At 62.5% G+C, this 22,063-nt stretch carries 21 protein-coding genes; 17 read left to right on the top strand and 4 right to left on the bottom strand.

Annotation, left to right across the window (positions count from 1 at the left end):
* Positions 1–316: 316 nt before the first annotated feature.
* From Q4610_RS06240 to Q4610_RS06175, 15 genes are all read left to right on the top strand, one after another.
* A complete protein-coding gene (locus Q4610_RS06240) occupies positions 317–1,717 on the top strand; it encodes a TldD/PmbA family protein (protein ID WP_304535132.1) in 1,401 nt (466 codons plus the stop codon).
* 32 nt (positions 1,718–1,749) lie between these two features.
* Positions 1,750–3,210 carry a metalloprotease TldD gene (tldD, locus tag Q4610_RS06235; protein WP_304535131.1) on the top strand — a complete coding sequence of 487 codons (1,461 nt, stop codon included), beginning with the start codon at positions 1,750–1,752 and terminating at the stop codon, positions 3,208–3,210.
* Positions 3,207–4,205, top strand: a complete 999-nt coding sequence (gene trxB / locus Q4610_RS06230; RefSeq protein WP_304535130.1) for a thioredoxin-disulfide reductase — start codon at positions 3,207–3,209, stop codon at positions 4,203–4,205. The genes tldD and trxB overlap by 4 nt, the downstream gene beginning before the upstream one ends.
* A gap of 11 nt (positions 4,206–4,216) precedes the next feature.
* The gene (gene trxA, locus Q4610_RS06225; RefSeq protein ID WP_304535129.1) at positions 4,217–4,552 is read left to right on the top strand and encodes a thioredoxin; all 336 of its coding nucleotides are present in this window, start codon (positions 4,217–4,219) and stop codon (positions 4,550–4,552) included.
* Positions 4,549–5,475 carry a hypothetical protein gene (locus tag Q4610_RS06220; RefSeq protein ID WP_304535128.1) on the top strand — a complete coding sequence of 309 codons (927 nt, stop codon included), beginning with the start codon at positions 4,549–4,551 and terminating at the stop codon, positions 5,473–5,475. Before trxA ends, Q4610_RS06220 begins: the two co-directional genes overlap by 4 nt.
* Positions 5,475–6,377 (top strand): helix-turn-helix transcriptional regulator, encoded by a 903-nt coding sequence (locus tag Q4610_RS06215; protein WP_304535127.1) that lies wholly within the window; start codon positions 5,475–5,477, stop codon positions 6,375–6,377. The genes Q4610_RS06220 and Q4610_RS06215 overlap by 1 nt, the downstream gene beginning before the upstream one ends.
* A 118-nt stretch (positions 6,378–6,495) precedes the next feature.
* Positions 6,496–7,098, top strand: a complete 603-nt coding sequence (locus Q4610_RS06210) for a sigma-70 family RNA polymerase sigma factor (protein WP_304535126.1) — start codon at positions 6,496–6,498, stop codon at positions 7,096–7,098.
* Positions 6,995–7,276 (top strand): DUF4880 domain-containing protein, encoded by a 282-nt coding sequence (locus Q4610_RS21775; protein ID WP_425262531.1) that lies wholly within the window; start codon positions 6,995–6,997, stop codon positions 7,274–7,276. Before Q4610_RS06210 ends, Q4610_RS21775 begins: the two co-directional genes overlap by 104 nt.
* Before the next feature lie 166 nt (positions 7,277–7,442).
* The gene (locus tag Q4610_RS06205) at positions 7,443–8,474 is read left to right on the top strand and encodes a hypothetical protein (protein ID WP_304535125.1); all 1,032 of its coding nucleotides are present in this window, start codon (positions 7,443–7,445) and stop codon (positions 8,472–8,474) included.
* Between the two features lie 67 nt (positions 8,475–8,541).
* Positions 8,542–10,326, top strand: a complete 1,785-nt coding sequence (locus tag Q4610_RS06200) for an ABC transporter ATP-binding protein/permease (protein ID WP_304535124.1) — start codon at positions 8,542–8,544, stop codon at positions 10,324–10,326.
* A 403-nt stretch (positions 10,327–10,729) separates the two neighbouring features.
* Complete coding sequence (locus Q4610_RS06195) at positions 10,730–13,555, top strand: TonB-dependent receptor domain-containing protein (RefSeq protein WP_304535123.1); 2,826 nt, start codon at positions 10,730–10,732, stop codon at positions 13,553–13,555.
* A gap of 99 nt (positions 13,556–13,654) precedes the next feature.
* Positions 13,655–13,981, top strand: coding sequence for a thioredoxin family protein (locus Q4610_RS06190; RefSeq protein ID WP_304535122.1), 327 nt, complete (start codon positions 13,655–13,657; stop codon positions 13,979–13,981).
* A 10-nt stretch (positions 13,982–13,991) separates the two neighbouring features.
* Entirely contained in the window at positions 13,992–14,948 is a 957-nt protein-coding gene (locus Q4610_RS06185) for a hypothetical protein (protein WP_304535121.1), read from the top strand.
* Between the two features lie 49 nt (positions 14,949–14,997).
* On the top strand, positions 14,998–15,321 hold the full coding sequence (locus Q4610_RS06180; RefSeq protein WP_304535120.1) for a thioredoxin family protein: 324 nt from the start codon (positions 14,998–15,000) through the stop codon (positions 15,319–15,321).
* A 92-nt stretch (positions 15,322–15,413) separates the two neighbouring features.
* Positions 15,414–16,490, top strand: a complete 1,077-nt coding sequence (locus Q4610_RS06175) for a PLP-dependent cysteine synthase family protein (protein WP_304535119.1) — start codon at positions 15,414–15,416, stop codon at positions 16,488–16,490.
* 430 nt (positions 16,491–16,920) lie between these two features.
* Here Q4610_RS06175 and Q4610_RS06170 read toward each other — a convergent pair whose 3' ends face one another.
* Entirely contained in the window at positions 16,921–17,691 is a 771-nt protein-coding gene (locus tag Q4610_RS06170; RefSeq protein ID WP_304535118.1) for a phosphocholine cytidylyltransferase family protein, read from the bottom strand.
* 175 nt (positions 17,692–17,866) lie between these two features.
* Here Q4610_RS06170 and Q4610_RS06165 point away from each other — a divergent pair, with 175 nt between their 5' ends.
* A complete protein-coding gene (locus tag Q4610_RS06165; RefSeq protein ID WP_304535558.1) occupies positions 17,867–19,189 on the top strand; it encodes a lipopolysaccharide biosynthesis protein in 1,323 nt (440 codons plus the stop codon).
* A 48-nt stretch (positions 19,190–19,237) separates the two neighbouring features.
* Here Q4610_RS06165 and Q4610_RS06160 read toward each other — a convergent pair whose 3' ends face one another.
* Genes Q4610_RS06160 through Q4610_RS06150 form a run of 3 tightly spaced genes read right to left on the bottom strand, consistent with a single transcriptional unit; the run spans position 19,238 to position 21,522 of the window.
* On the bottom strand, positions 19,238–19,414 hold the full coding sequence (locus Q4610_RS06160; protein ID WP_017182070.1) for a YegP family protein: 177 nt from the start codon (positions 19,412–19,414) through the stop codon (positions 19,238–19,240).
* Between the two features lie 24 nt (positions 19,415–19,438).
* On the bottom strand, positions 19,439–20,542 hold the full coding sequence (locus tag Q4610_RS06155) for an NAD(P)/FAD-dependent oxidoreductase (RefSeq protein WP_304535117.1): 1,104 nt from the start codon (positions 20,540–20,542) through the stop codon (positions 19,439–19,441).
* Positions 20,539–21,522, bottom strand: a complete 984-nt coding sequence (locus Q4610_RS06150; protein WP_304535116.1) for an alpha/beta hydrolase — start codon at positions 21,520–21,522, stop codon at positions 20,539–20,541. The genes Q4610_RS06155 and Q4610_RS06150 overlap by 4 nt, the downstream gene beginning before the upstream one ends.
* A gap of 51 nt (positions 21,523–21,573) precedes the next feature.
* On the opposite strand from Q4610_RS06150, the gene Q4610_RS06145 reads away from it, so the two are divergent.
* Positions 21,574–22,047, top strand: coding sequence for an A24 family peptidase (locus tag Q4610_RS06145; RefSeq protein WP_304535115.1), 474 nt, complete (start codon positions 21,574–21,576; stop codon positions 22,045–22,047).
* Positions 22,048–22,063: the final 16 nt, after the last annotated feature.

Below are 22,063 nucleotides of genomic sequence, written 5' to 3'. Positions count from 1 at the left end.
ACATCCACGGCCAAGGTGCGCGCCGGGCCGATTTCCCCCGATTGAGGGGCGCGACGCCTTCAGGAAAAGGCGCGATATGGGATAGCGAATCCTACGCTTTTCACCAACCGGCCCGGACCTCAGGCGCGCTATCGCATCGCCCCTGTGCGGTGAGAGACAAGCCCCCGCCCCCGCAATGTGCATTCTCAGACAACAAGCTAGGGCCTGTCAGGCAATCGCTCCGGCAAACCTCCCTTATAACTGCATGACCGACGGAAGAGGTCGGGGCGCAGGTGGCCGCCTCCTCCTCCGACCGCAGAATTCACAAGGAGCTCACATGAGCACGAGCAGCCTTTGCCGGCCTGTCGAGGCCCGCAATGCAAAAAGCGATACATATCTGCTCCAGAGCGAGGCAGATCTCGCCAAGGCAGTCACGTACGCAATCGAGAAGAGCGTCGCGTCGGGTGCCAGTGGAGCGATTGCCCGCGTGAGCGAGGGGGGCGGAATCAGCGTCACCGTCGCCAAGGGCAAAGTCAAGAATGCCGTTCGCGACGGCAACCAGAGCCTTCAAATCACGGTGTTCGAAAACGGCCGCACCGGCGTGGCGTCGAGCGAGTCGCTCAACCGCGCGGCGATCGATCGGGTGGTGGAACAGGCGATCGGCATGGCCCGCCAGTTGGAGCCGGATACAGAAGCGGGCCTGGCGGATCGTGACACCCTGGCATGGACTACGCCCGACGTTCCGCTGTTCGCGCCATCGGGCCAGACCGCAGAGGCGCTGGCCTGCGCGGCCCTTGCGATTGAGGAAGCCGTGCTGGCGACGCCGACAGCCGACGCGGTCCGGGTGTCGGAAGCCGGTGCGACAAGCCAGGACATGCGCTTTGCGCTCGCGACGAGCCAGGGATTCTGCCGCACGGGCAGCAGTTCGGCCCAGCACCGCTGGTGCCAGACCATCGCGCAGCGCGGCGACGCGATGACACAGGGCCACTGGTCATCGGTCGACCGCCAGCAAGGCGGGCTGGACACTGAAGACTATATCGGCCGCCGCGCGGCCGCGCAGGCATTGGACATGCTCGGCGCCGAAGGTCTTTCCACCCGCCGCGCTCCGGTGCTGGTCGATTCGACGGTCGCGTCGAGTCTGCTGCGCAACCTGTGTGCGCAACTGACCGGCACCGCGCAGTTCCAGCGCATGACGTTCCTGCCGGATGCGATGGGCCAGGTAATCGCCGCGCCGCATGTGACGATCGTTGAGGACCCCTTCGAGCCTTTCGGCTTGGCAAGCGCGACCTTCGACGATGAGGGCGTCGCCGGCGCGCGCCGCGACATTGTTCGCGACGGGGTGGTCGCCGGACTGTTCCTCGACACGCGCATGGCCCGCAAACTCGCGCGAAAGTCGACCGGCAATGCCGGCGGCATGCGCAATCTCTCTCTCGTCAGCAACAAGAGCGGGTCTGGCGACGATCTGGACGCGATGCTGCGCAAGATGGGCACCGGCTTGTGGCTGACTCAGTTCATGGGCGGCTCCACCAACGCGGCAACGGGGGGCTATTCCCAGGCCGTGGGCGGCTTTTGGATCGAGAACGGCCAGGTCGTCAGGCCTGTCCATGGCTTCACGGTCGCCGGCAACCTCCAGGAAATGTTCAAATCCATCGCTGCGGTTGGTGCCGACGTTCACCGCGCAGGCGGGGCAAGGGTCGGTTCGATTCTCCTGCCTGACATGCAGATCGCCGGTCGATGATCACATCCCCTTCGCTGAAAGAGTTAAGCCCGATGTCCCTTACTGCCGCCGATCGTCTGGCACAGGCGCAAGAGCAGCTTCTTGCGGCCAATGACGTCGATATCGCCATGCTTCAAAACGGCCTCTCCAGCCTCTGGGCGCGGGGCGGCGATTATGGGGATCTCTATTTCGAGATGACGACGCGCGACACCTGGGCGCTGGAACGGGGCAAGGTCGCGCGCGCCGCCTTCGCAATCTCGCAAGGCATCGGCGCCAGGGCCGTGACCGGCGACAATACGGCTTTTGCCTATTCCAGCGATATCAGTGGCAAGGCCATCGATGCCGTCACCGCGGCCGCGCGCGCCATGCAGTCTCATGGTCAGGATGCCGCGGAAACCGGGCGCGGCGTCGAAATCAAGGGGGTCGAACGGGATTCGCAAGCCTATTCGACGATCGAGGCGGCTGGCGGCATGGACACGATCAAAAAGGTCGCGCTCCTGCGAAAGCTGGATGACCTGGCCCGTGCGATTGATCCGCGCATCACCGAAGTCAACGCCCAACTGGCCGTGGAGGACTCCACGATCCTGGTCAGTGCGACCGACGGCACGCTCGCTGGCGATGTTCGCCCGCAGGTCCGCATCAACATTGCGGTGATGGCGGAAGGCAATGCCAGGCGCGCTTCCGGTTCCGCCGGCGGCGGTGGCCGTTTCAGCCTGGGTGAATTGGACGAAGCGCGCCTGGAAAAGCTGGTCCGCAAAGCCACCTCGATAGCGCTGACGAATCTGGATGCCATCCCGTCACCCGCCGGCGAAATGACGGTGGTGTTGGGCAACGGCTTCCCCGGCGTTCTCCTGCATGAAGCCGTCGGCCATGGGCTGGAGGGCGACTTCCATCGCAAGCAGGAATCCGTTTTCAACGGCATGATGGGTGAACGCATCGCCGCCCCTGGCGTCACTGTCGTCGACGACGCCACCGTGCCGGGTGCACGCGGCTCATTGAATGTCGATGACGAAGGGGTCGCGGGGCAACGCACCGTGCTGATCGAGGATGGCCGTCTCGTCGGCCTGATGCAGGACAAGGTCAGTGCCCGGATCATGAACGACACGCTGACCGGGAACGGCCGTCGCCAGTCCTACGCGGACTTGCCGATGACCCGGATGACCAACACCTTTCTCGAAAGCGGGCCTTATGATCCGCAGGAGATCATCGGCTCGGTCAAGAACGGCATCTATGCCGTGGAGTTCAGCGGCGGCACCGTCGACATCACATCGGGCCAGTTCAACTTCTCGGCCGAAAAGGCATTTCTGATCGAGGATGGCAAGATCACCGCCCCCATTGAGGGCGCGACCCTCATCGGTGTTGGCAACGAAGCCCTCAGGCATATTTCGATGATCGGCAACGACCTTGAACTGGGTATCGGTTTCTGCGGCAAGAATGGCCAGACCGTGCCCGTGACCGTGGGGCAGCCCACGATCCGAATGGACCAGGTCGTGGTCGGCGGAGCGGGAGCATGACGATGCGCAAAGCCCGCATTCCTTCAGCCCCGCGCCATAGCAGGCTGCTCATCATCGGATCGGGGCCTGCCGGCTACACTGCCGCAATCTATGCCTCGCGCAGCGCCCTCAACCCGGTGTTGATCGAAGGGCCGCAACCCGGCGGCCAGTTGACAATCACCACGGACGTCGAAAACTGGCCGGGGGACGCCAGTGTCCAGGGGCCTGAACTTATGGTGCGCATGGGCGATCATGCACGCCATGTCGGCGCAGCCATCGTCTCCGACTATATCGTCGAAGTTGATCTGTCGAAGCGTCCGTTCGAGGCGACCGGCGACATGGGGGACCGCTATACCGCGGACAGCCTGATCATCGCGACGGGCGCCAACGCGCGCTGGCTCGGCCTGGAAAGCGAAACCCGCTACAGGGGGCGCGGCGTCTCGGCCTGCGCGACGTGTGATGGCTATTTCTTCCGTGACCGGGTCTGTGCCGTGGTGGGCGGGGGCAATACCGCTGTCGAAGATGCGCTTCATCTGGCCAATTTCGCCAGCCAGGTTTACCTGATCCATCGTCGCGACACGTTGCGCGCCGACAAGACCAACCAGGCCCGCCTGTTCGCCAACCCGAAGGTCAGGATTATCTGGAATGCCGAAGTCGCGGAGATAATCGGGGATGGCGACAAGGTAACAGGCGTCCTGCTCGATCATCCAGGGGCTGGTGAACGCGCCACCCTCGCCGTCGACGGCCTGTTCGTGGCGATCGGTCATGATCCCGCGACGCACCTGTTCAAGGATCAGCTCGCGATGGACGAGGAGGGGTATCTCCTGGTCACGCCGGGTTCGACTGCAACCAGCGTGCCGGGCGTATTTGCCGCCGGTGACGTGCAGGACAAGCATTTTCGTCAGGCGGTGGTGTCTGCTGGCATGGGATGCATGGCCGCACTGGAAGCAGAACATTATCTCATCGGTGAAGCCGCGCGCGCGCATGCTGCGCCGCTCGTGCCGGCGGTTGAATAAGGGAATTTCAGATGTCCAATCTCAAAATTGTTACAACCCAGGCCTTCGAAGCCGAAGTGCTCAAGTCGCCCATTCCGGTTCTGGTCGATTTTCACGCCGTCTGGTGCGGCCCTTGCAAGGCGTCGGCCCCGGCTCTGGAGGACGCCGCGCGTGAATTCGAGGGCGAAATCGCATTCGTTAAAGTCGACGTTGATGAAGAGCCTGCACTCGCCAAAGCCTATGATGTGCAGGGCGTCCCGACGTTCATCGTCATCAAGGATGGCCAGCCGGTCGAACGTTTTCAGGGGCTGGTATCGCGCGGCAAGCTCGCGGCGGTTCTGGAATCCTTTGCTGGAGCCGGTCAATGAGCGCTTATCGTGCCTTTGGCGATGAAAGCAGGCGACAGGCCCTGATTGCAGATATCCGGGCCAGGGGCCCGATCTATACCGCATGGCTCACGCGCGCATCGATTGAGGGGGACATCTCCTTCGTCTCCGAGGATTTTGGCCTGCACCCGGCGCTTGCGCGGCTGTTGCCGGCACTCGGAGCCTTCGGCGAAGCGGAAGATACATTGTCCTTCCACGAAACATTATTCGACGCCATTCCCGTAGGGGCGGACACGGGCGGTCTTGCGCGCCAGGCTCTGCTTCTTGCGTGGAGGGATCCGGTATATGGTCGCTCGAAAGTCGTTGCGCCCGGCCCGCTCCATGATGCGTGCGAAGACGTGATCGCCTTGGTGGAACAGTCGATCGACGCGCCGGTCGACAAGAAAGCCTGGCGCGCCGCGCGTGCGAAGCTTGCAAATGTGGGGCGTGACGATGCGGGCGTGGTAACGGGGGTTGATATGGTCATGTCGCTTGCCTGGAATCTCGATCAGGCTCCCGGTGCCGCTCATGACGTGATGACTGCCTGGGCATCGGGGGTCAATATCGAAGCCGATGCATCCGATGAGGATTGCTTCAGCGCTGAAGAGAACGCGACCTTCGAAACGGAAATGAACAGGATCAGCGGAGAGGCGATGGAGGCACTGTCGCAGAAGCAGTCGATCGACAACATCGACGTTGAAGATTTCCTGGCCGAAGTCGACAAAATTTGGGCGGCGAATCCTGCGCAAAACGCGCTCAGGCTGCGAGCGCAAGCCAGACGCGAGCGGTCTAACGCCAAGATGGCGGCGTGGCGCGCCGCCATTCAGCGGCGCGTTCTCGAAATCGCCAACGCCTCGCTCCCGGCGCGGATGGAATCCCAGCCGGACGCGCGCCCGGCCAGAACGCTCGACCAGCCCCGGCTCTGATGGCAGCGACCCCCGCGCAAATCGCTTCGATTTTTGCCGCCAATCCGGTTCGCGGATTGCGCGGTGGTGACGGCTGGCACGTCGAAAGCGTTTTGCGCGATATCGCAAGAATCCATCACCTTACCAGCGGCGCATTCGCCTTCTCGCTGGAAGGGGCCACGACGTTCAATGCCCCCGGCTTTTGCGCGCACATCCTCTTCGTGCGCGCAGGCGAACTCATTGTCGGTCAGGCGGGGCATAGCCGAACCTTGTCGGCTGGCGACATCTTCGTCGCCTGCGCCTGGCAGCCGATGACATTGGAGGGATCGGACAATCTGGACGCGCTGGTCATCGCCTTGCCGGCCTGGTGGGCAATGCAGCGGTTCCTGGACGGCTTCCTGATCCTGCCCGACCTCTATGTCGGCAAAGACTATTTCGCCGCCCCGATCATCGCGAACCTGGCCCGGACCCTGTTCGACCTGACGACCGGCGACGACATCATCGCATCCCAGGGACTGACCATGATCGCCGACCTCATGCGCACGGCCCTGGCCGCCTGCGTGGATGCGGAAAAGACCCTGCCGCGCTGGCAGGGCCGCATGGGCGCCATACTTGAATTCATCATTCGGAATCTCGATACCCCAGGGCTCTCGGCGCAAGATGCGGCAACCAGCCTCAAATGCTCTGTCCGCACGATCTACAAGAGTTGCGCTGCCTATGGCACGAGCTTCAACGCCTTTCTGTACGAAATCAGGCTCGTCACCGCGCAGTACCGGCTCGTGAGGAGCAATGATCGCGTCTCGGAAATCGCCTATGATGTCGGTTTTTCGAGCCTGTCGCACTTCTCTCACCTGTTCCGGGCCCGCTTTGGCGTCGCTGCCAAGACGATGCGGCAGAACCACAGAGCGCGGATTTTGCAGTGAGTATCAGGATGATCAACGCGCCCCTCCGATGCCTCAAGCACATGGTCGGCATAGCGCTCCGCCGCATGCGGGCTGTCACACACGCCCTCCGGCAAGCGCTGCCAATGGTGATCGCGCCATGATGCGCGTCGAAAACGAAAGGGCATCGTGGCTGGCGCAGCACATCGTGCCCCTTGAGCCGAGCCTTCGGGCGTGGTTGGCGCGGCGCCGGGTGGAGGGGCTTGAGGTCGACGATATCGTCCAGGAGGCCTATGCAAGGCTGGCGGCCCTGGACAGCGTCGAAGCCGTGCGCAATCCGCACGCCTATTTCCTGCAGACGGCCCATTCCGTCATCTGCACGCATTTGCGGCGCGCACAGGTCGTATCGATCAGCGCTGTGGAGGATGCGCAACTGTCGCGCTTCGAATGTCAGGAAGCATCGCCTGAACGCAGGGCTTCGGATCGTGATGAGCTGCATCGCATCGGTGAGATCGTCGCGGGTTTTCCGAAACAGGTTGCTACGGTTTTCATGCTGCGGCGTATCGAGGGATTGTCCCAGCGCGACACCGCCCGGCGCATGAACGTTTCGGAAAGCACCGTTGAAAAACACATGGCAAAAGGCATCCGCCTGTTTATGAATGCAATTGCCCGTTCCGGAATATCGTCACGTGGCGCGTCTAAGGTACGCAATGGAAATACCACTGGGTCAGATGGCGGATCGCGAAAGCAGTGCCCGGATTGACGATGCAGCCGCTCTATGGGCTGCGCGTATCGATGCACGCGCCCTCTCGCCGCAAGAGGAAATCGAATTCGACAGGTGGCTTTCTGCGGATGTGCGTCGCCAGGGCGCCTTTGCACGCGCGCTCGCGATTGCGATCCATATGGCACAGGTGCAATCGCCAAAGCCGGATTCGCGATAGGCCCTGGCGCCAGGCGATGGGTGTCGCCCATCGGCAAAAAACAACGGGACAAAAAATAACACGGCACGGATGCGGAAAACGCAAATGTCGTGCGTCTCTCTTTCGCATGCCCTCGAACCTCCTTCGCGAAAGGAGTGACGTGTGCATCCGATTTCGGGGGGGAATATTGCTCGCGCGCTTCGCGAATATGTCCGATGTCCCCTTGTCCTATGCCCAGCGGGAGTTCGCGATGTCACTTCGAGCGTTTCTTGGCGATCCTGCCCTGAAGGCTGCAACGCTCAAGCGTGTTCGGGACAGATGGGAAGCGCGGCAAATCACGCCGCTGATCTATCTGAAATGGTCGGCGGACAGTGATTTTGCCTCGCTGGCCGGGGTGATCGCCGAAACGCGCGATCCCAGGACATTCGTTGAGAGGACAGGCATACCCGTTGAGCTTGCGCTTCTGTGCGAGACCCTGATCAACGCCGGCATCTCCTTTGTGGACGACAAGGATGCACCGTTCGGCTTCGTCATGCGGGGCGATGACGCGATATGGTCGTTCGGGATCGAGTGGCTGGACGCGGTGGCCGTCGACGATGATGTCAGCGATGTCGTGCCGCGCTTCCTGCCGGCTTTCCTGGCACGGATTCTATCGGACGACTTCCCCTTGTCGGCCCATATCGCGCCAGGGGTACGGGCCGCAGCCCAGGAGATCGTGCGCCTATGGACGCGCGAGCTGCGCGGCGAGGCGATTGCCCGGCAAGAGTGGCGATCCGCGCGCGCCAGCGCACTGCGGGCCTCTGAAACGAGCAGCGATCCTGAAGGGTATCTGGTGGCCGAACTCGTGGAATCGCTGCCATGGCCCCTGGCCGGCATCGCAACCGAATTTCCGGTCATCTGCCAGAAATTCCTGCACGCCTACCTGCACTCCCTGGCGGCGCCATTGCTGCCGACGCAGGATCAGGCTGACCGGATCGATGGCCTGGCAGGGGCGCGGACGCTGAGCCATGCGCGCGGCGAGGCGCGGTTTGCCGACGCCTCCGACGCGGATATCCTCGATCATTTTCCGCAGATAAAAAGGGCGACGCTTGCGGCACGGCAGCCGGAGGCCATGGCCCGTATGGACGATGCCATACACCGCGCCCGGCCACGCATAACCCCCTTTCTGCGCGAGCAGATGGACAGGCTTCTTACCCTCATGCGACGGACGCCTGAGTAGCTTCTTTCAAGGCTGTGCGGCCCGCCCGCAAACAGCATTCCACCTCTAGCTTGAGACGGTTCGCCCAATGACCGACACCTATGTGACCGACCCATCTGCTGAAGATGCCGCAAGAAGGGAGCAGCCGCCGGAGGTTCCGCCCGGCACGGTCTGGCTCCATGTAAAATATGGCGCCGACATGATCTGGCGCTACCTCAAGGCGGACCCTCTGCTTGGGACGCTCCTGATCGCCTATCAATTCGTGCAGAGCACCGCGAACGTGACGGTGCTGCTGAAAATGCAGCTTGGTTTTGCCGGCATCGTCAGTGCACTCGCCGCGAAAAATGGTGCGGTAATCCCAGGGCTGGTGTCGCAAATCCTGCTCTACTGCGGTGCTGTGGCGATCCTCAACGTGATCGGCGTGTGGACGCGCCTGGCCCTGCGTATCAGGATGCGCAGGGTGCTTACGACACGTCTGCTTGATCGCTGGATGGGGGACAACCGGTTTTTCCATCTCGAACGGCGTACCGAAATCGACTATCCCGAACAGCGTATCCAGGAAGATATCTACACCTATGTCGAAAAGGTCACGCTGATCGGCGTGCAAGTCGTCGCGTCGGTGTTCGGCGTTTTCCTCTATACCTCGCAACTCTGGCGCCTGTCCCCGCCCCTGACATTCCCGGCGGTGGGCATGACCGAGCCGATCCCTGGCCTGCTCGTCTATGTCGCCTTCACCTTGGCGATCGTTATGACCGTGCTCGTCCACTGGGTCGGGCGGTTACTTACGCGGGCCGAAGTCGTCCGTCAGCGGCTTGAGGCGCAGTTTCGTCTGGAAATGCAGGCGATCCGCGGCAACGGGGAATCGATAGCCTTTGCGCGCGCCGGCGGGATCGAACGCCGGCGCCTGGCAAATACATTCCAACTGATCACCATCAACTGGCGCGCCTATACCCTTGCGAACATGCGGATTACCGTGGTGACGAGCCTCCCCGAAACCTTCATGTTCCTGCTGCCCTACCTGATCTGCATTCCCTTCGTCCTGAAAGGCCAGATGCAAGTCGGCGACATTCAGATCGTCATGGCGTCCTTCACGGCTGTGTACATGGGGATCAGCGCACTCGTAGCGCAATATAGCGAGTTGGCGATCTTGCGTTCGGCTGTCGCGCGCCTGCAATTGCTCGATGCTCTGCTGTCAATGCCGCTGGACAGCGGCATTCACGTCGAGGAGGTTGCTGACGCACGGGTTGGCGTCCACAAGCTGCAAGTTGCATATCCGAACGGCGAGCCCATGATTGCGCTGGACGATCTTCAGATCACGCCTGGTTCGCGGCTGCTTGTGCAGGGGCGGTCCGGCGCGGGCAAGAGCACGCTGCTGCGCAGCATCGCGGGCCTCTGGCCATACGGCCAGGGCCATGTAAAGCTGCCCAAAGACTCCAGGGTCGCGTTTCTGCCACAGCGCAACTACATGCCGGACGGCACACTTGCGAGCTTGATGTCCTACCCGGATGCGCCCGATACGCGCAGCGATGAAGAATATGCCGATCTTTTGCATGCGTTCGACCTTGGGCGACTGGTGCCACAACTGCACAGCCACATGCCGTGGAGCCGCATCCTTTCACCCGGCGAGCAGCAACGTATCGCCGCTGCCAGGGCAATTTTGGCACGCCCGGATTTTCTGTTTGTCGACGAAGCCACCAGTGCCCTCGATGCACATTTGGAAGAGCAACTCTATGAAGCGCTGGTCAAACGGTTGCCCGATGCCGCGATCATCTCGGTCGCGCATCGCCAAAGCGTTGCCGCTTATCATGATCGGCGTCTGTTCATCGAGAATGGCGTGGCCAATGTCGCTCCGCTGCGTCACGGGATTGGCTGAACGGGTTCACCGTCCGATGACACAGCTTTGATGCGTCCTTGCGCGCGCCGCGCGCGCAAGGATCGAACGGGGCAATCCAACCTCATCCCGCCCCAGGATGATAGCCATCAACAGAGTGTCACTGGCCGCTTTTCAACCCAGCCTGTTCAAGGGATATCGCAGCCCCTGGATCGATCGAGCGCAATTGTTCCACAGATTGGCACCACGCGCCTGCATCCCGTCCACGGCCATGCTGCAAGTCTTTGGCAGGCGACAGGCAGCCTGCCGATCGCCTCTTGTTGACCATGAGCGCAGCCTTGGCCCCGGAACAACTTTTTATGATGGGGGTGGTGGGGGGAAAAAAGACGATCGTGCGTCTATTTTGCGTTGGGGAAATTACAGTATTCAGGGAAGGGGCGATCCGATGAGCGTCAAGAGCAAAGTATTGAGCGTGAATCCGTGGCTGGGCGCCAGTGTTGTGGCCTTGGGGATGGCGCTTTCTGTCACGTCGGCGCAGGCGGCTCCGCCTGCCGCTCCTGATGCCGATAGCGCGTCACAGGATATGGCCGGGGGCGTTCCCGATATTCTCGTTACCGGGAACCGATCCCTGAACAATGATATCCGCCGCAACCGTGACGACATTCAGCCGTACATTGTATTTGATTCGGCCTTGCTCACCCAAAGTGGCGCACAGAATGTCGAGGACTTCCTGCAAGCGCGCCTGCCGATGATCGCATCGCAGACGACCCAATCACAAAATGGTCCGCCGACCACGCCCGCTGACCGGCTGAACTTGCGCGGCCTGGGGGCCGATGAAACGCTCGTGCTCGTAGATGGACGGCGACTGCCCAGCATTTCGACCGGCGACAACCTCGGCCAGCCAAATATCAATGGCATCTCGATCTCGCAGATCGAACGGATCGAGGTTCTGCCCTCCACGGCCAGCGGCATTTATGGCGGCGGCGCTACGGGCGGTGTGATCAACATCGTGCTGAAGCGTCAATATTCGGGGCTCGGCCTTGAAGCGCGATACAATGACGCCACCGACTTCAAGGCCGGGCAAAGCTATTTCAGCATCAATGGCGGCCTGACGTTCGACAAGGGGCGCACCCGGATCATGGGCTCGGCGTCCAGGTCGCGGGCGAACACATTATTGTCCAGCGACCGTGATTTCTTTCAACGCGGCGCTGAATTGCAGTTTCGTAACGATCCAACGAACCCCACTATTTTGCTCGGCGGCCCCAATATCTGCTCGACCGTTGATAGCTTTAACTGCGCGACGGATCCGCTCGCTCTCATCGGTGGTGCATCGTTGAATTCTGCTGTTACCAGCGTACCAGATAAATATGCCGGCAACCCGGCCGATCTCGCGGCGCGAGCGGGCAAGCTGATATTCAACCGATCGAACCTGCCGATCTGGACGGCACCTGATGTCACGACCTATAGTGCCAATATCCGGCGGGAGTTCGGGAAAAATATCGAAGTTTTTGCAGATTTTTCGCGAGATGAATCTGACGCTGTCAACAGAACGCCGATCCAATATACGCTCTACGTCCCTCAGGGTGCGGAAGCCAATCCGTTCCAGCAGGATGTACTTGCGCTTATTAACATCCCGAATAGTTTTACGCAGTCTCAAAACACGAAAAATACCCGTCTCAACGTTGGCACGATCATCCAATTGCCGCATCAATGGAGTGCGGCGCTCGAATATGATTGGCTTCAGAGCAAAGGGCGCAGCACCAGCAATGTCGTTCTGGGGCCTAAATCGGCGGCTGCCGAGGAAGCGCTTCAGGCTTCGGTTTTTCAGGGCACCCCGCTTGTCAATCCGACGTCGCTTTTCAACGTCTTTGCTGAATCCGGTTCGGACAAGACCACGCTTGAGATTGCGTCGCTTCGTCTGGGCGGCCCGGTGTTCAGGCTGCCAGGCGGCAACATGACGGCGACGGCCCTGATCGAGAAACGCTGGGAGGTGAGGGATGACACGGTCAACGCATCCTCATTCTTCGGCAGCACGACATATTTTTGGACGCCTGAGGCTGTGCGAAACGTGGAGTCGGGATATCTCGAATTGCGTGCACCGATCGTCGGGAAAGCGAACAACCTGCCGCTCATCCACCAACTGGAACTCATGGGATCCATCCGTCACGATCGCTACAAGACACGCTATTCGGGATCATCTATCCGGGTCGACAGTGAGACTGGCCCTTTCCCCGATGAGCCGGCAGCGACCAATACGCTCTCCGCAACGAATTTTACGGTAGGGTTTAAATATGCGCCGACCCAGGACATCGTGTTCCGCGCGAGCTGGGGCAATGGCTTCCTGCCGCCAAAGCTGGGCAACATTCGCTCGGAGCCGCCCGCGCTGTTGAGCAGCTTCCTGATCTCGCTGCTCAACCTGACGGATCCTGCGCGCGGCAACAGCCTGATCCCAGGCCCTCTAACCGTTCTGGGTGGTGGCAGTCCAAATCTGAAGCCTGAAAAGTCCGACAGCTTTTCTGCGGGCGTTGTACTGACGCCACGGTTCGTGCCGGGCCTGCGGATTTCGGTGGACCTGACTTCCATCCGCAAGAGCGATGAGGTGCTGAACCTGCCCGTTGACTTCTTCCTGGCCAATCAAAAGGCGTTCCCTGATCGTATCATCCGTGGCCCGAATTTGCCCGGCGACGCCCCCGGCACCCCCGGTCCGATCACGGCTGTCGATACGACGGCTGTAAACCTGGCCAGTTCCAGGCTGAGAGCGATCGATTTCCAGGTCGATTATGATATCAAGGAGACAGGCTTCGGCAGCTTGCACTTCTATGGCGTCGCGACGCATACCGATGAACTGAGCCTGAAATCCTTGCCTGGTGAGCCAGCGGTCAATCGCGCCGGCTTCTTTGAAGGGCCGCTGAAGTGGCGGGCAAATGCCGGCGTGGATTGGAAGAGCGGCTCCTGGAGTGCTGGCTGGAACACCCAGATTTATGGCAGTTACCGCGTATGTAAATCGATCGTCGGGGCTTTCACCTGTAACCAGCAGGAAACATGGCAGGGTGCGCGGAAAGTCCCGACCCAGACTTACAGCGATATCTATGTAAGTTATGAGTTCAAAGCCGGCGGAGTGCTGAACAATTCGAATATCCGGGTCGGCATTCAGAATATTTTCGACAAAAAGCCGCCGGTAGTCGCGTCTGGCATCGATCAGACGGGATATTCATCGTTCGCCGATCCCCGTCTGCAACGGTTCACCCTGGCGCTTCGCAAGCAATTTTAGGGTCATACGGCGCCCGGTTTCCTGTTCTGGTGAAATCGGGCGCTGCATCCCGTTGCATGTCTGTGGCATGATAAACACGTCTATTCCGATTGGGCCAGCATGAGCGAGATCATCACCATTGTCGATGAAGCGAATTTCGACGAGGAAGTCCGCGCCAGCACGCGCCCTGTTCTCATCGACTTCTGGGCGCCCTGGTGTGCCCCTTGTCGCGCGCTTTTACCCACGATCGAAGCACTGGCGCCCATCTATTCGGATGATCTGAAGATCGTTAAGATCGATATCGATGAAAATCCTGGGTTGAAAGCAAAGTTCAACATACAGTCCATTCCACAACTATATCTGACGAAGGCGGGGGAGCCGATTGCGCGCCTCACGTCCCGCACGCGCACGCAACTGGCGGCCGAGCTCGACGACTTCCTTCCCTGAGTTTAACGACATGACCTTTCAGGCTTTCAGCGGCAGCCAGACCGTCAAGAACCGGATGATCGCGCCTGTGCGGGCGCAATGGACCGCGCGCGCTTTGGCGCCGGATACCGACCTCAACTGGAACAGGGATGGGCAGCCCGATTCGATCAATGGCGCACTGGCCCAAACCCAGGATCGCACCGTGTTCGAACAACGCACCGGCATCCCGGCCGACCTGGCCCAACTGTGTGAACATCTCGTCGCGGCCGGTGTCAGGAAAAGCGATGCGCCGGATACGGCGGCGGGGTTTGCGCTGGAAGGCGCGGACGCGGTGCTGGCGTTCGGTATCGGGTGGCTCGATGCCATCCGGCCTGGCGCGGACCTGGGCATGATCGTGCCGCAATTCGCACGCCACTGTCTCAACCGCCTGCTTGAACCGAATTTCGCATTGGCGGGGCACATCAGTCCTGACCTGCGCGGCGCGGGACTGCAAATCCTCGCTTTCTGGGACCGCGAACTTGCCGGGCACACCATGACGCGCGGCGACTGGCGGGACGTTCAACGCCAGGCGATGGCCGCCACCGCCAAAGACACCGACCCCTGGAGCTACCGGATCGCGACTTTCATCGAGGCGCTCGCATGGCCGGTCCGCTCCGTGTCCCGCGAATTTGTCGGGCTGTTCGAGCCGTTCCTGTTCAACTGGCTCATATATTGCGAGACGGCGTTCATGACCGACGAGGAGCGGACGGATCGCGAGCATCTGCTGCTTGCCTGGAAAGCGATGGCAACCGCGCCGCGCGACGAGGGGGTCAATATCGATTTCGATCCGCTGGAATCGCTTCCGCAATCCGCGCGCGTCATTTCGGTCGATCATGTCATGCGGACGATGGACCGGATGATTGCCATCCGTGAGGCAGCGCGCCCGCGCAAGGATGAAGTCATCCTTGATCTGATGAACGGGCTGCTGACCCTGATACGCGCGGCTTAAATTAGTCCCGACAGCCTCCATTTCCAGCTCAAGGACAAGGAATCAGACGATGAATGCAGAGATTTTGGCAGTGTCCGACGCGACCTGCGATGTCGAGATAGGGCAAAGCAGCAAGCCCGTTCTGATCGACTTCTGGGCGCCCTGGTGCGGGCCGTGCATGGCGCTCCTCCCCACGATCGAGGGGCTGGCATCGGTTTACGGCGACGATCTGAAAGTGGTGAAGGTCAATGTGGATGAAAATCCCATCCTGACTGACAAGTTCGGCGTTCAGGGAATTCCGAACCTGACGCTCGTAAAGGACGGCAACGCCGTCGCCCTGCGCGAACGGAGCCGCACCCGCCTGGTCGAGGAAATTGACGGCATCCTTGGCTAGCTGCCGTCCGGTGGCAGCCTTGCTGCACGACTACAGGCGGCCGGACATGCGCCGCCGCCCAAAACATGCGTAAAAACCGGGATAGCGTCGCCATGAAAGCACAGTGCAACCGCCATTGGCTAAACGAAGCCATTCGCAAGATAGAGGCGGACTTCAACCGCTCCGCCGACACGCACCTCATCCGCCTGCCGCTGCCAAATCATCCTGGCGTCACGCTCTATCTGAAAGACGAGAGCAGCCATCCCACCGGCAGCCTGAAACACCGCCTGGCGCGCTCGCTCTTTCTCTACGCGCTATGCAATGAGTGGATCGGGCCGGATACCTGCGTGATCGAGGCATCGTCCGGTTCAACCGCGGTCAGCGAAGCCTATTTCGCCAGGCTGCTTGGGCTGCGCTTCATTGCGGTGGTGCCGGCCAGCACCGCGGCACCCAAGCTCGATGCGATCCTCTTCCACGGCGGCGAAATCCACACCGTCGCCGATCCGCGCACGGTGTACGACGTCGCACACCGGCTCGCGGCGGAAACGGGCGGCCATTATCTCGACCAGTTCACCTATGCCGAACGCGCGACCGACTGGCGGGGCAATAACAATATCGCCGAAAGCATCTTCGCACAGATGGCGCAGGAGGAGCATCCCGTGCCGACATGGATCATATGCGGGGCGGGAACTGGCGGCACCTCCGCAACGATTGGGCGCTACATTCGCTACCAGCGGCATGCGACGCGGCTGTGCGTCGCCGACCCGGAGCATTCGGTATTCCACCGCCATTATGCCGACCCCGCAGTCACCGCCCTGCCCGAAGGCTGCGCGAGCCGGATCGAGGGCATCGGGCGCCCGCGCGTGGAGCCGAGCTTCATTCCGGGCGTGATCGACCGGATGATCACGGTGAGCGATAGCGATTCGATCGGCGCGATGCGCGCCCTGTCACACGTGCTGGGACGGCATGTTGGCGGGTCCACCGGGACTAATCTCATCGGCTGCCTGACCATTGCCGATGAGATCGTCGCCGCGGGGCAAGAGGGCAGCATCGTGACCCTGCTGTGCGATGGCGGGGACCGCTACACCTGCACCTATTATGATGATGCCTGGCTCGCGGAACGCATGATCGACTGGGCGCCGGTCGCGGGTCGCATAACCGGGGCACTGGGCGGACAGGCGCGGCTTTGAAACGGGGGAAAGCCTTTTCAACCGGATCAAAGTCGGGCGAGCCGGCATGCGTCCCGCGAACAGCTTGAACAACCTGTAGCGGGATTTTGTCTCGTCATGCGCCTTTGGCGCATCCGCACCGGCCCCCACCCCCGCAACGGCCTTCCAATGTAGGATTTTGTCTGGTTTATCCTCAGGGATGAACCCGCATCCCCTGCCCCTGCCCCGCACACGGTGCCTTGCCGGCGCGCAGGGGGCGCGGCGCTGGCGCGTGGGCGTGGCGTCCCTGGCGCGTCGATGTGACCCGGCATTGGCCCGCGCGCGACGCAACAGTGACCCTGTAATGACCCCACAGAGGCTTCGCGCTGGCTTCACGGACACTATCGGCCCGAAACACCCGACGACACTGTATACTGCGGCCCGTCGCGTCGGGGCGATGCCCTTTATGGCGTTATTTTCCGTAGCGCCCTTCCGCCACCCATTTCGCCGTCAGCGCCGTCGCCGCCTCGACATCCTGGGGAAAATCGACCTCCTGCCACTCCAGCCCCTCGATCGACGCGGTGCCGACGCGATTGCCCTTGGCGATGATGTCGATGGCGCGCAGATACCAGCGCTCGACGCCTTCGGGGGTGCGCATCATCTGGTCGATCTGGTTGCGGAAGATCGCCGGGCCTTCGCCGGTGAAGGCCAGCATGCCGATCGATTCGGCATTGGTGTCGGGCGGCAGCAGCCGCTTGCCGATATGATGCAGCCGGCCGCTTTCGTCGCGGTTCACCTTCATGTCGTCATCGTCATAGTCGCCGTCCGCCTTCACGTCGACGGTCACGGTGATGGCGTCCTGCGCCCCGGCGATCAGCTTCGCGACGATCTCGTCCGATATGATGGTGTCGCCGTTCAGGATGATGAAGTCCCGGTCCATCTCCTCCCGCACGATCCAGCAGGTGCCAAGGTTGTCGGCGACCTGGAAGAAGGGGTTGAACACGCATCGGATGCGCGCGCCCGTCTCGCGATAGAGTTGCAGCGCATGATCCTCGACCCGCTCGGTGCGGAATCCGGTGACGACGACGATATCGGTCACGCCATTGGCCACCAGCGCGGCGATCTGCCAGCTTATGAGGGTGCGGCCGTTGAATGCGATCATGCATTTGGGCACGTCGCGGGTCAGCGGCAACAGGCGCGAGCCTTGGCCCGCCGACAGGATGATGGCTTTGGTAATCGTCATGGGGGCGCTGGTAACGGGCAATCTTGCCAAAAAAAAGGCGATGTTTGCACTCGTCCCGACGCTCGCCTAAAGCGCAGCGTGCTCCTGCGCAGGCAGGAGCCCAGATCGAAGCGAGGAACTGGGCTCCTGCCTGCGCAGGAGCACGCCGCGCAAATGAAGGGCCAGTCATCGGGTGATGTTCAAGCGCGGATCGGGCGTGGCGGGGGACGGTTTCGCCCGCATCCTGGCCAATACCGGCTGGCTGCTGGGCGGCAAGGGCGTGGGCGCGGTCCTGAGCCTCGCCTATCTCGCCATCGTCACGCGCACGCTGGGGGTCGCCGATTTCGGCCGTTTCGCCCTGGTGCTGAGCGCCGCCAACGTCATCAAGACTTTGGTGTCCTTCGATAGCTGGCAGATCGTCGTGCGCTATGGCCAGCCGCATCTGACGGCGGGCAATGGCGACGCCCTCAACCGCGTGCTGCGCTTCTGCATCCTGATCGACCTCGGCTCGGCGGTCGCGGGCGGGCTGATCGCGGCGGCCATCATCCTGCTGTTCGGCGACCTGCTGGGCCTGGAATCAGGGATGGGCAGGCCGGACATGGGGTGGCAGGTCTGGGCCTTCTGCATGGTGATGATGATCACCATCCGATCCAGCCCGACCGGCATATTGCGCCTGTTCGACCGCTTCGATTCGGCCGCCTTCGCCGAAACCATGATTCCCGTCGGCCGGATGATCGGCGCGGGCGTCGCACTGGCGATCATGCCCGACATCAGCGGCTTCCTGATCGCCTGGGCCTTTGCCGAACTGCTCTGCGCCATAAGCTACTGGCATCTGGCGCTGAAGGTCGGGCGCGGGCGGATCGGCCACTGGCGCGCTGGCCGGGCGCTGGATGCGCGCCGCGAAAATCCCGGCATCATCGGCTTCCTGACCGCCACCAATCTCCAGACCAGCCTGTCATCCATCGGCCAGCAGGTCGCAGTGCTCATCGTCGGCGGCTTCGTCGGGCCGGCGGGCGCGGGCCTCTACCGCCTCGCCAACCAGCTCGCCAATTCGCTGACCAAGATTTCCAGCCTGCTCTCGCGCAGCATCTTCGTCGAACTGTCCCGCACCAGCAGCCATGGCAAGGAAGCGCTGGGCGCCCTGTTCCGCCGCACCAACCGGCTGGCGCTGGTGGCGGGCGCGGTCATCATCGGCCTGATCGTCACCATCGGCCATCCGCTGCTGCGCCTGATCGCGGGCCAGGATTTCCTGCCCGCCTATCCGCTGCTGCTGATGCTGGGGGTCGCCGCCTGCATCGACCTGATCGGGGTCAGCTATCGCCCGTTGCTGATGGCGACCGACCGGGCCAGCCTGTCGCTGCGCATCACCTTCGTCTCGACCCTGCTATTGCTGGGCGCGCAGGCGGCGCTGCTGCCGCTCTACGGCACGAAGGGCGCGGCGATGGCCAATATCGCCGCGTCGCTCGCGGGCTTTGCGATGATGGGCCTGGCCAGCCGCCGCGCGATGCGGAGTGCGTGACCGCGCTGCCCCTCCATCCTCCCCTTGCAGGGGAGGATGGTCATCGACCTATTCCGCCTCTTCGACCGGCGCGCCGGGGCCGTTTTTCAGCACGGACTCGATCGCGTTCTTCGCACCCGCCTTGCTGCTATAGCCTTCGGTCCAGAAGATGGTTTCGCTATTATATTTGAACTTGGCGACGAACTCGCCTGCCTTGTTCTTCTCGATCACGAACTTGTGCGCCATCAGACAGCCTCCCCAGTCGTTTCGTCAACGAAACCGGGCCGGAGAATAGGGGCGTGGATCGAGGCTGGCAAGGACCGGCGGCAGGCGGTTTCCGCCGATGAACGACGCCGCCAGCGCGGCGGCGGCCGGTGCGGTCTGGATGCCGAATCCACCCTGCCCCGCGAACCAGAAAAAGCCCGGCGCGGCCGGATCGAAACCATAGACGGGCGCGCGATCGGGCGCGAAGCTGCGCAACCCCGCCCAGACATGCGCAACCCCGCCGATCCGCCAGTCGACCACCTCCTCGAACCGGGCGATCGCCTGCGCCACCGCCATTTCTTCGGGCGCGGCATCACAGGGCGGGGATGGTTCCTCATCATGCGGGGTCAGCCAGATACGGTCGCGCCCCTCCGGCTTGAAATAGAAGCGTCCCGTCAGATCCATGATCAGCGGCAGGTCGGGCGAGGGCAGGTCGGGCACGTTCAACTGCACCACCGTCCGCCGCAGCGGCTGGATGCCGACCGGATCGACACCGCAGGCCATGGCAACCCCGTCCGCCCAGGCGCCCGCCGCATTGACCAGCAGCCCGCAGGCGACCGGCCCGTCGCGCGTCTCGATCCGCCAGCCGTCCCCTTCGCGCCGCGCCCGCTCCAGCCGGGTGGAGAGTCGCACCACCCCGCCCTGCCGCCGGAACCGGCGCAGATAGGCATTATGCAGCGCAGCCACATCTATGTCCTGGCAGCTCGCCTCCATGACGCCCAGCGCCCAGCCCGGCCGCAGGCCCGGCACCAGCGCGGCGGGATCAACGATCTGAAGCGCCACATTGTCCGCGAAAGCATCGAGAAATGCGTCTCGCACGCCTTCGTCGCCGGCCTTGCCGATATGCAGCGTACGGCGTGGCGACAGGAAGGCCCGCTCATGGAAATCCGGGTCGGGCGCGGCCAGCATCGGCCCCGACGCGGTGGTCAACGGCTGGACGACCGGCCCGCCATATGTCTCCTCCCAGAAAGCGACCGACCGGCCGGTGGCATGATAGCCCGGCTGGTCCTCCATCTCCAGGATGAGGACGCGGCCATGGGCGGCCAGTTCAGCGCCCAGGCTCGCGCCGGCAATGCCGCCGCCGATGATGACGATGTCTGGGTGCGTCAACGACCAATCTCACCAAAAACAGTCCCGGCCAAAGCCGTCTCGTCCAGGAAGGCGTCGATCCGGGCCAGCGCATCGAGCCGGACCGGATCAAGTTCGCGCAATATTTCATGCGCGGCCTCGCGGCCATAGACATGCAGGCGCGCGCCGGCAATGCGTGCCGCAATCTTGCGAATCGCCGGTGTGGAGACAAGCTGGTCGGCGACGGTCGCCAGGATCAGCAGCGGGGTGGTGATGCGGGCGATCGCGTCACCCTGCACCAGCGCGCGCGTCGACTCCAGCGCTTGCAGCACCCAGGTCCAGCTTGGCGGCCCCAATGCGATCTCGCGGCTATGGTCACGCCACCAGAGTTCGTCGGCATAACGATCAGGGTCATGGGTCAGCCGCCGCTGCCGCATCTGACGCTGCCGTTCGGACTGCTCCTTCTGTGTCCAGGCCTGATGATCGCCCCGGCCCAGCAATATCATGAGGCGCGCCACCCCCACCGCCAGCCAGCGTGGCAACGGCGCGCTATGGACTCCCAGCATCGGCGCGATCGTGACGGCGGCGTCGGGCGGCGTCATCCCCTCCGCCAGCGCACGCAGCAACAGATGGCCGCCCATGCTGTGCGCGACGATCACGGCCGGGCCGTCACCTTCCGCCCGCCAATCGGCCGCAAGCGCGTTCAGGTCCGCGATCCAGTCAGCAAAATCGCCGATATGGCCGCACATCGGATCGGCGGTCAGCCGGCCCGATCCGCCCTGCCCGCGCCAGTCGAAGCTGGTGACAGCCCAGCCACGCGCCGCCCAATGGTCGATCACTTCGAGATATTTTTCGATCATGTCGCCGCGCCCGCCCAGCACCAGCATCCGGCCGCGCGTGCCATCCCCCAGCCGGTAGCGGCGGATCGCCCAGCCGTCGGGCGCCGTCCAATAGTCCAGCCGCCCGCCCATGGGCCAGGCGCGCCGGTCGAAAGCGGCGATGGGGAAATCAGGCGAATCCATCTGCACCCATGGTTACGCTTTGGTAAGCCATATGGTCTAGGCACAAGGACCATGACGGGGGATTTTTTCCGATTGGCGCTGATGTGCGTACTGGGCGTGTTGCTGATCGTCGCGGCGATCGGCGACCTGCGTTCGCGCATCATATCCAACCGGCTGAACCTGGCCGTGGCGCTGCTGGCGCCGCTCTGGTGGCTTGCCAACACCCTGTCCATCTGGCCCGACATGGCGATGCAACTGGCGGTAGGCGGAATATTCTTCGCCCTGTTCGCCGGGCTCTTCGCCCTGGGGTTGATGGGTGGCGGCGACGTGAAGCTGCTGGGCGCGCTGGCGCTATGGTTCCCGTGGCAGGTGACGGTGACATTGTTCGTGCTGATGTCCCTGCTGGGCGGCGCGGTGACGATCGTGACGGTCATCCATCACAGGATGCGGAAGAAACAGGGTCAACCGGAAATCCCCTACGGTATCGCCATATCCATTGCAGCGCTTTGGATACTTGGCGAACGATATCTTAACCAATTTGCGTGATGACTTGGGTGTTGGG

Origin of the sequence: Sphingobium cyanobacteriorum, from assembly GCF_030580935.1 — a bacterium.
In the GTDB taxonomy this organism is placed as follows: Bacteria; Pseudomonadota; Alphaproteobacteria; order Sphingomonadales; family Sphingomonadaceae; genus Sphingobium; species Sphingobium cyanobacteriorum.
This window is presented reverse-complemented; position numbering and strand designations above follow the sequence as displayed.

What these genes read in the sequence shown, in the direction of transcription:
- Q4610_RS06195 (WP_304535123.1), top strand. Translation starts at nt 10,730, where the DNA reads ATGAGCGTCAAGAGCAAAGTATTGAGCGTGAATCCGTGGCTGGGCGCC.
- tldD (WP_304535131.1), top strand. Translation starts at nt 1,750, where the DNA reads ATGTCCCTTACTGCCGCCGATCGTCTGGCACAGGCGCAAGAGCAGCTT.
- Q4610_RS06160 (WP_017182070.1), bottom strand. Translation starts at nt 19,414, where the DNA reads ATGGCGCACAAGTTCGTGATCGAGAAGAACAAGGCAGGCGAGTTCGTC.
- Q4610_RS06215 (WP_304535127.1), top strand. Translation starts at nt 5,475, where the DNA reads ATGGCAGCGACCCCCGCGCAAATCGCTTCGATTTTTGCCGCCAATCCG.
- Q4610_RS06175 (WP_304535119.1), top strand. Translation starts at nt 15,414, where the DNA reads ATGAAAGCACAGTGCAACCGCCATTGGCTAAACGAAGCCATTCGCAAG.
- Q4610_RS06185 (WP_304535121.1), top strand. Translation starts at nt 13,992, where the DNA reads ATGACCTTTCAGGCTTTCAGCGGCAGCCAGACCGTCAAGAACCGGATG.
- trxA (WP_304535129.1), top strand. Translation starts at nt 4,217, where the DNA reads ATGTCCAATCTCAAAATTGTTACAACCCAGGCCTTCGAAGCCGAAGTG.
- Q4610_RS06150 (WP_304535116.1), bottom strand. Translation starts at nt 21,522, where the DNA reads ATGGATTCGCCTGATTTCCCCATCGCCGCTTTCGACCGGCGCGCCTGG.
- Q4610_RS06180 (WP_304535120.1), top strand. Translation starts at nt 14,998, where the DNA reads ATGAATGCAGAGATTTTGGCAGTGTCCGACGCGACCTGCGATGTCGAG.
- Q4610_RS06240 (WP_304535132.1), top strand. Translation starts at nt 317, where the DNA reads ATGAGCACGAGCAGCCTTTGCCGGCCTGTCGAGGCCCGCAATGCAAAA.
- Q4610_RS06145 (WP_304535115.1), top strand. Translation starts at nt 21,574, where the DNA reads ATGACGGGGGATTTTTTCCGATTGGCGCTGATGTGCGTACTGGGCGTG.
- Q4610_RS06190 (WP_304535122.1), top strand. Translation starts at nt 13,655, where the DNA reads ATGAGCGAGATCATCACCATTGTCGATGAAGCGAATTTCGACGAGGAA.
- Q4610_RS06170 (WP_304535118.1), bottom strand. Translation starts at nt 17,691, where the DNA reads ATGACGATTACCAAAGCCATCATCCTGTCGGCGGGCCAAGGCTCGCGC.
- Q4610_RS06200 (WP_304535124.1), top strand. Translation starts at nt 8,542, where the DNA reads ATGACCGACACCTATGTGACCGACCCATCTGCTGAAGATGCCGCAAGA.
- trxB (WP_304535130.1), top strand. Translation starts at nt 3,207, where the DNA reads ATGACGATGCGCAAAGCCCGCATTCCTTCAGCCCCGCGCCATAGCAGG.
- Q4610_RS06165 (WP_304535558.1), top strand. Translation starts at nt 17,867, where the DNA reads ATGTTCAAGCGCGGATCGGGCGTGGCGGGGGACGGTTTCGCCCGCATC.
- Q4610_RS06210 (WP_304535126.1), top strand. Translation starts at nt 6,496, where the DNA reads ATGATGCGCGTCGAAAACGAAAGGGCATCGTGGCTGGCGCAGCACATC.
- Q4610_RS21775 (WP_425262531.1), top strand. Translation starts at nt 6,995, where the DNA reads ATGCAATTGCCCGTTCCGGAATATCGTCACGTGGCGCGTCTAAGGTAC.
- Q4610_RS06220 (WP_304535128.1), top strand. Translation starts at nt 4,549, where the DNA reads ATGAGCGCTTATCGTGCCTTTGGCGATGAAAGCAGGCGACAGGCCCTG.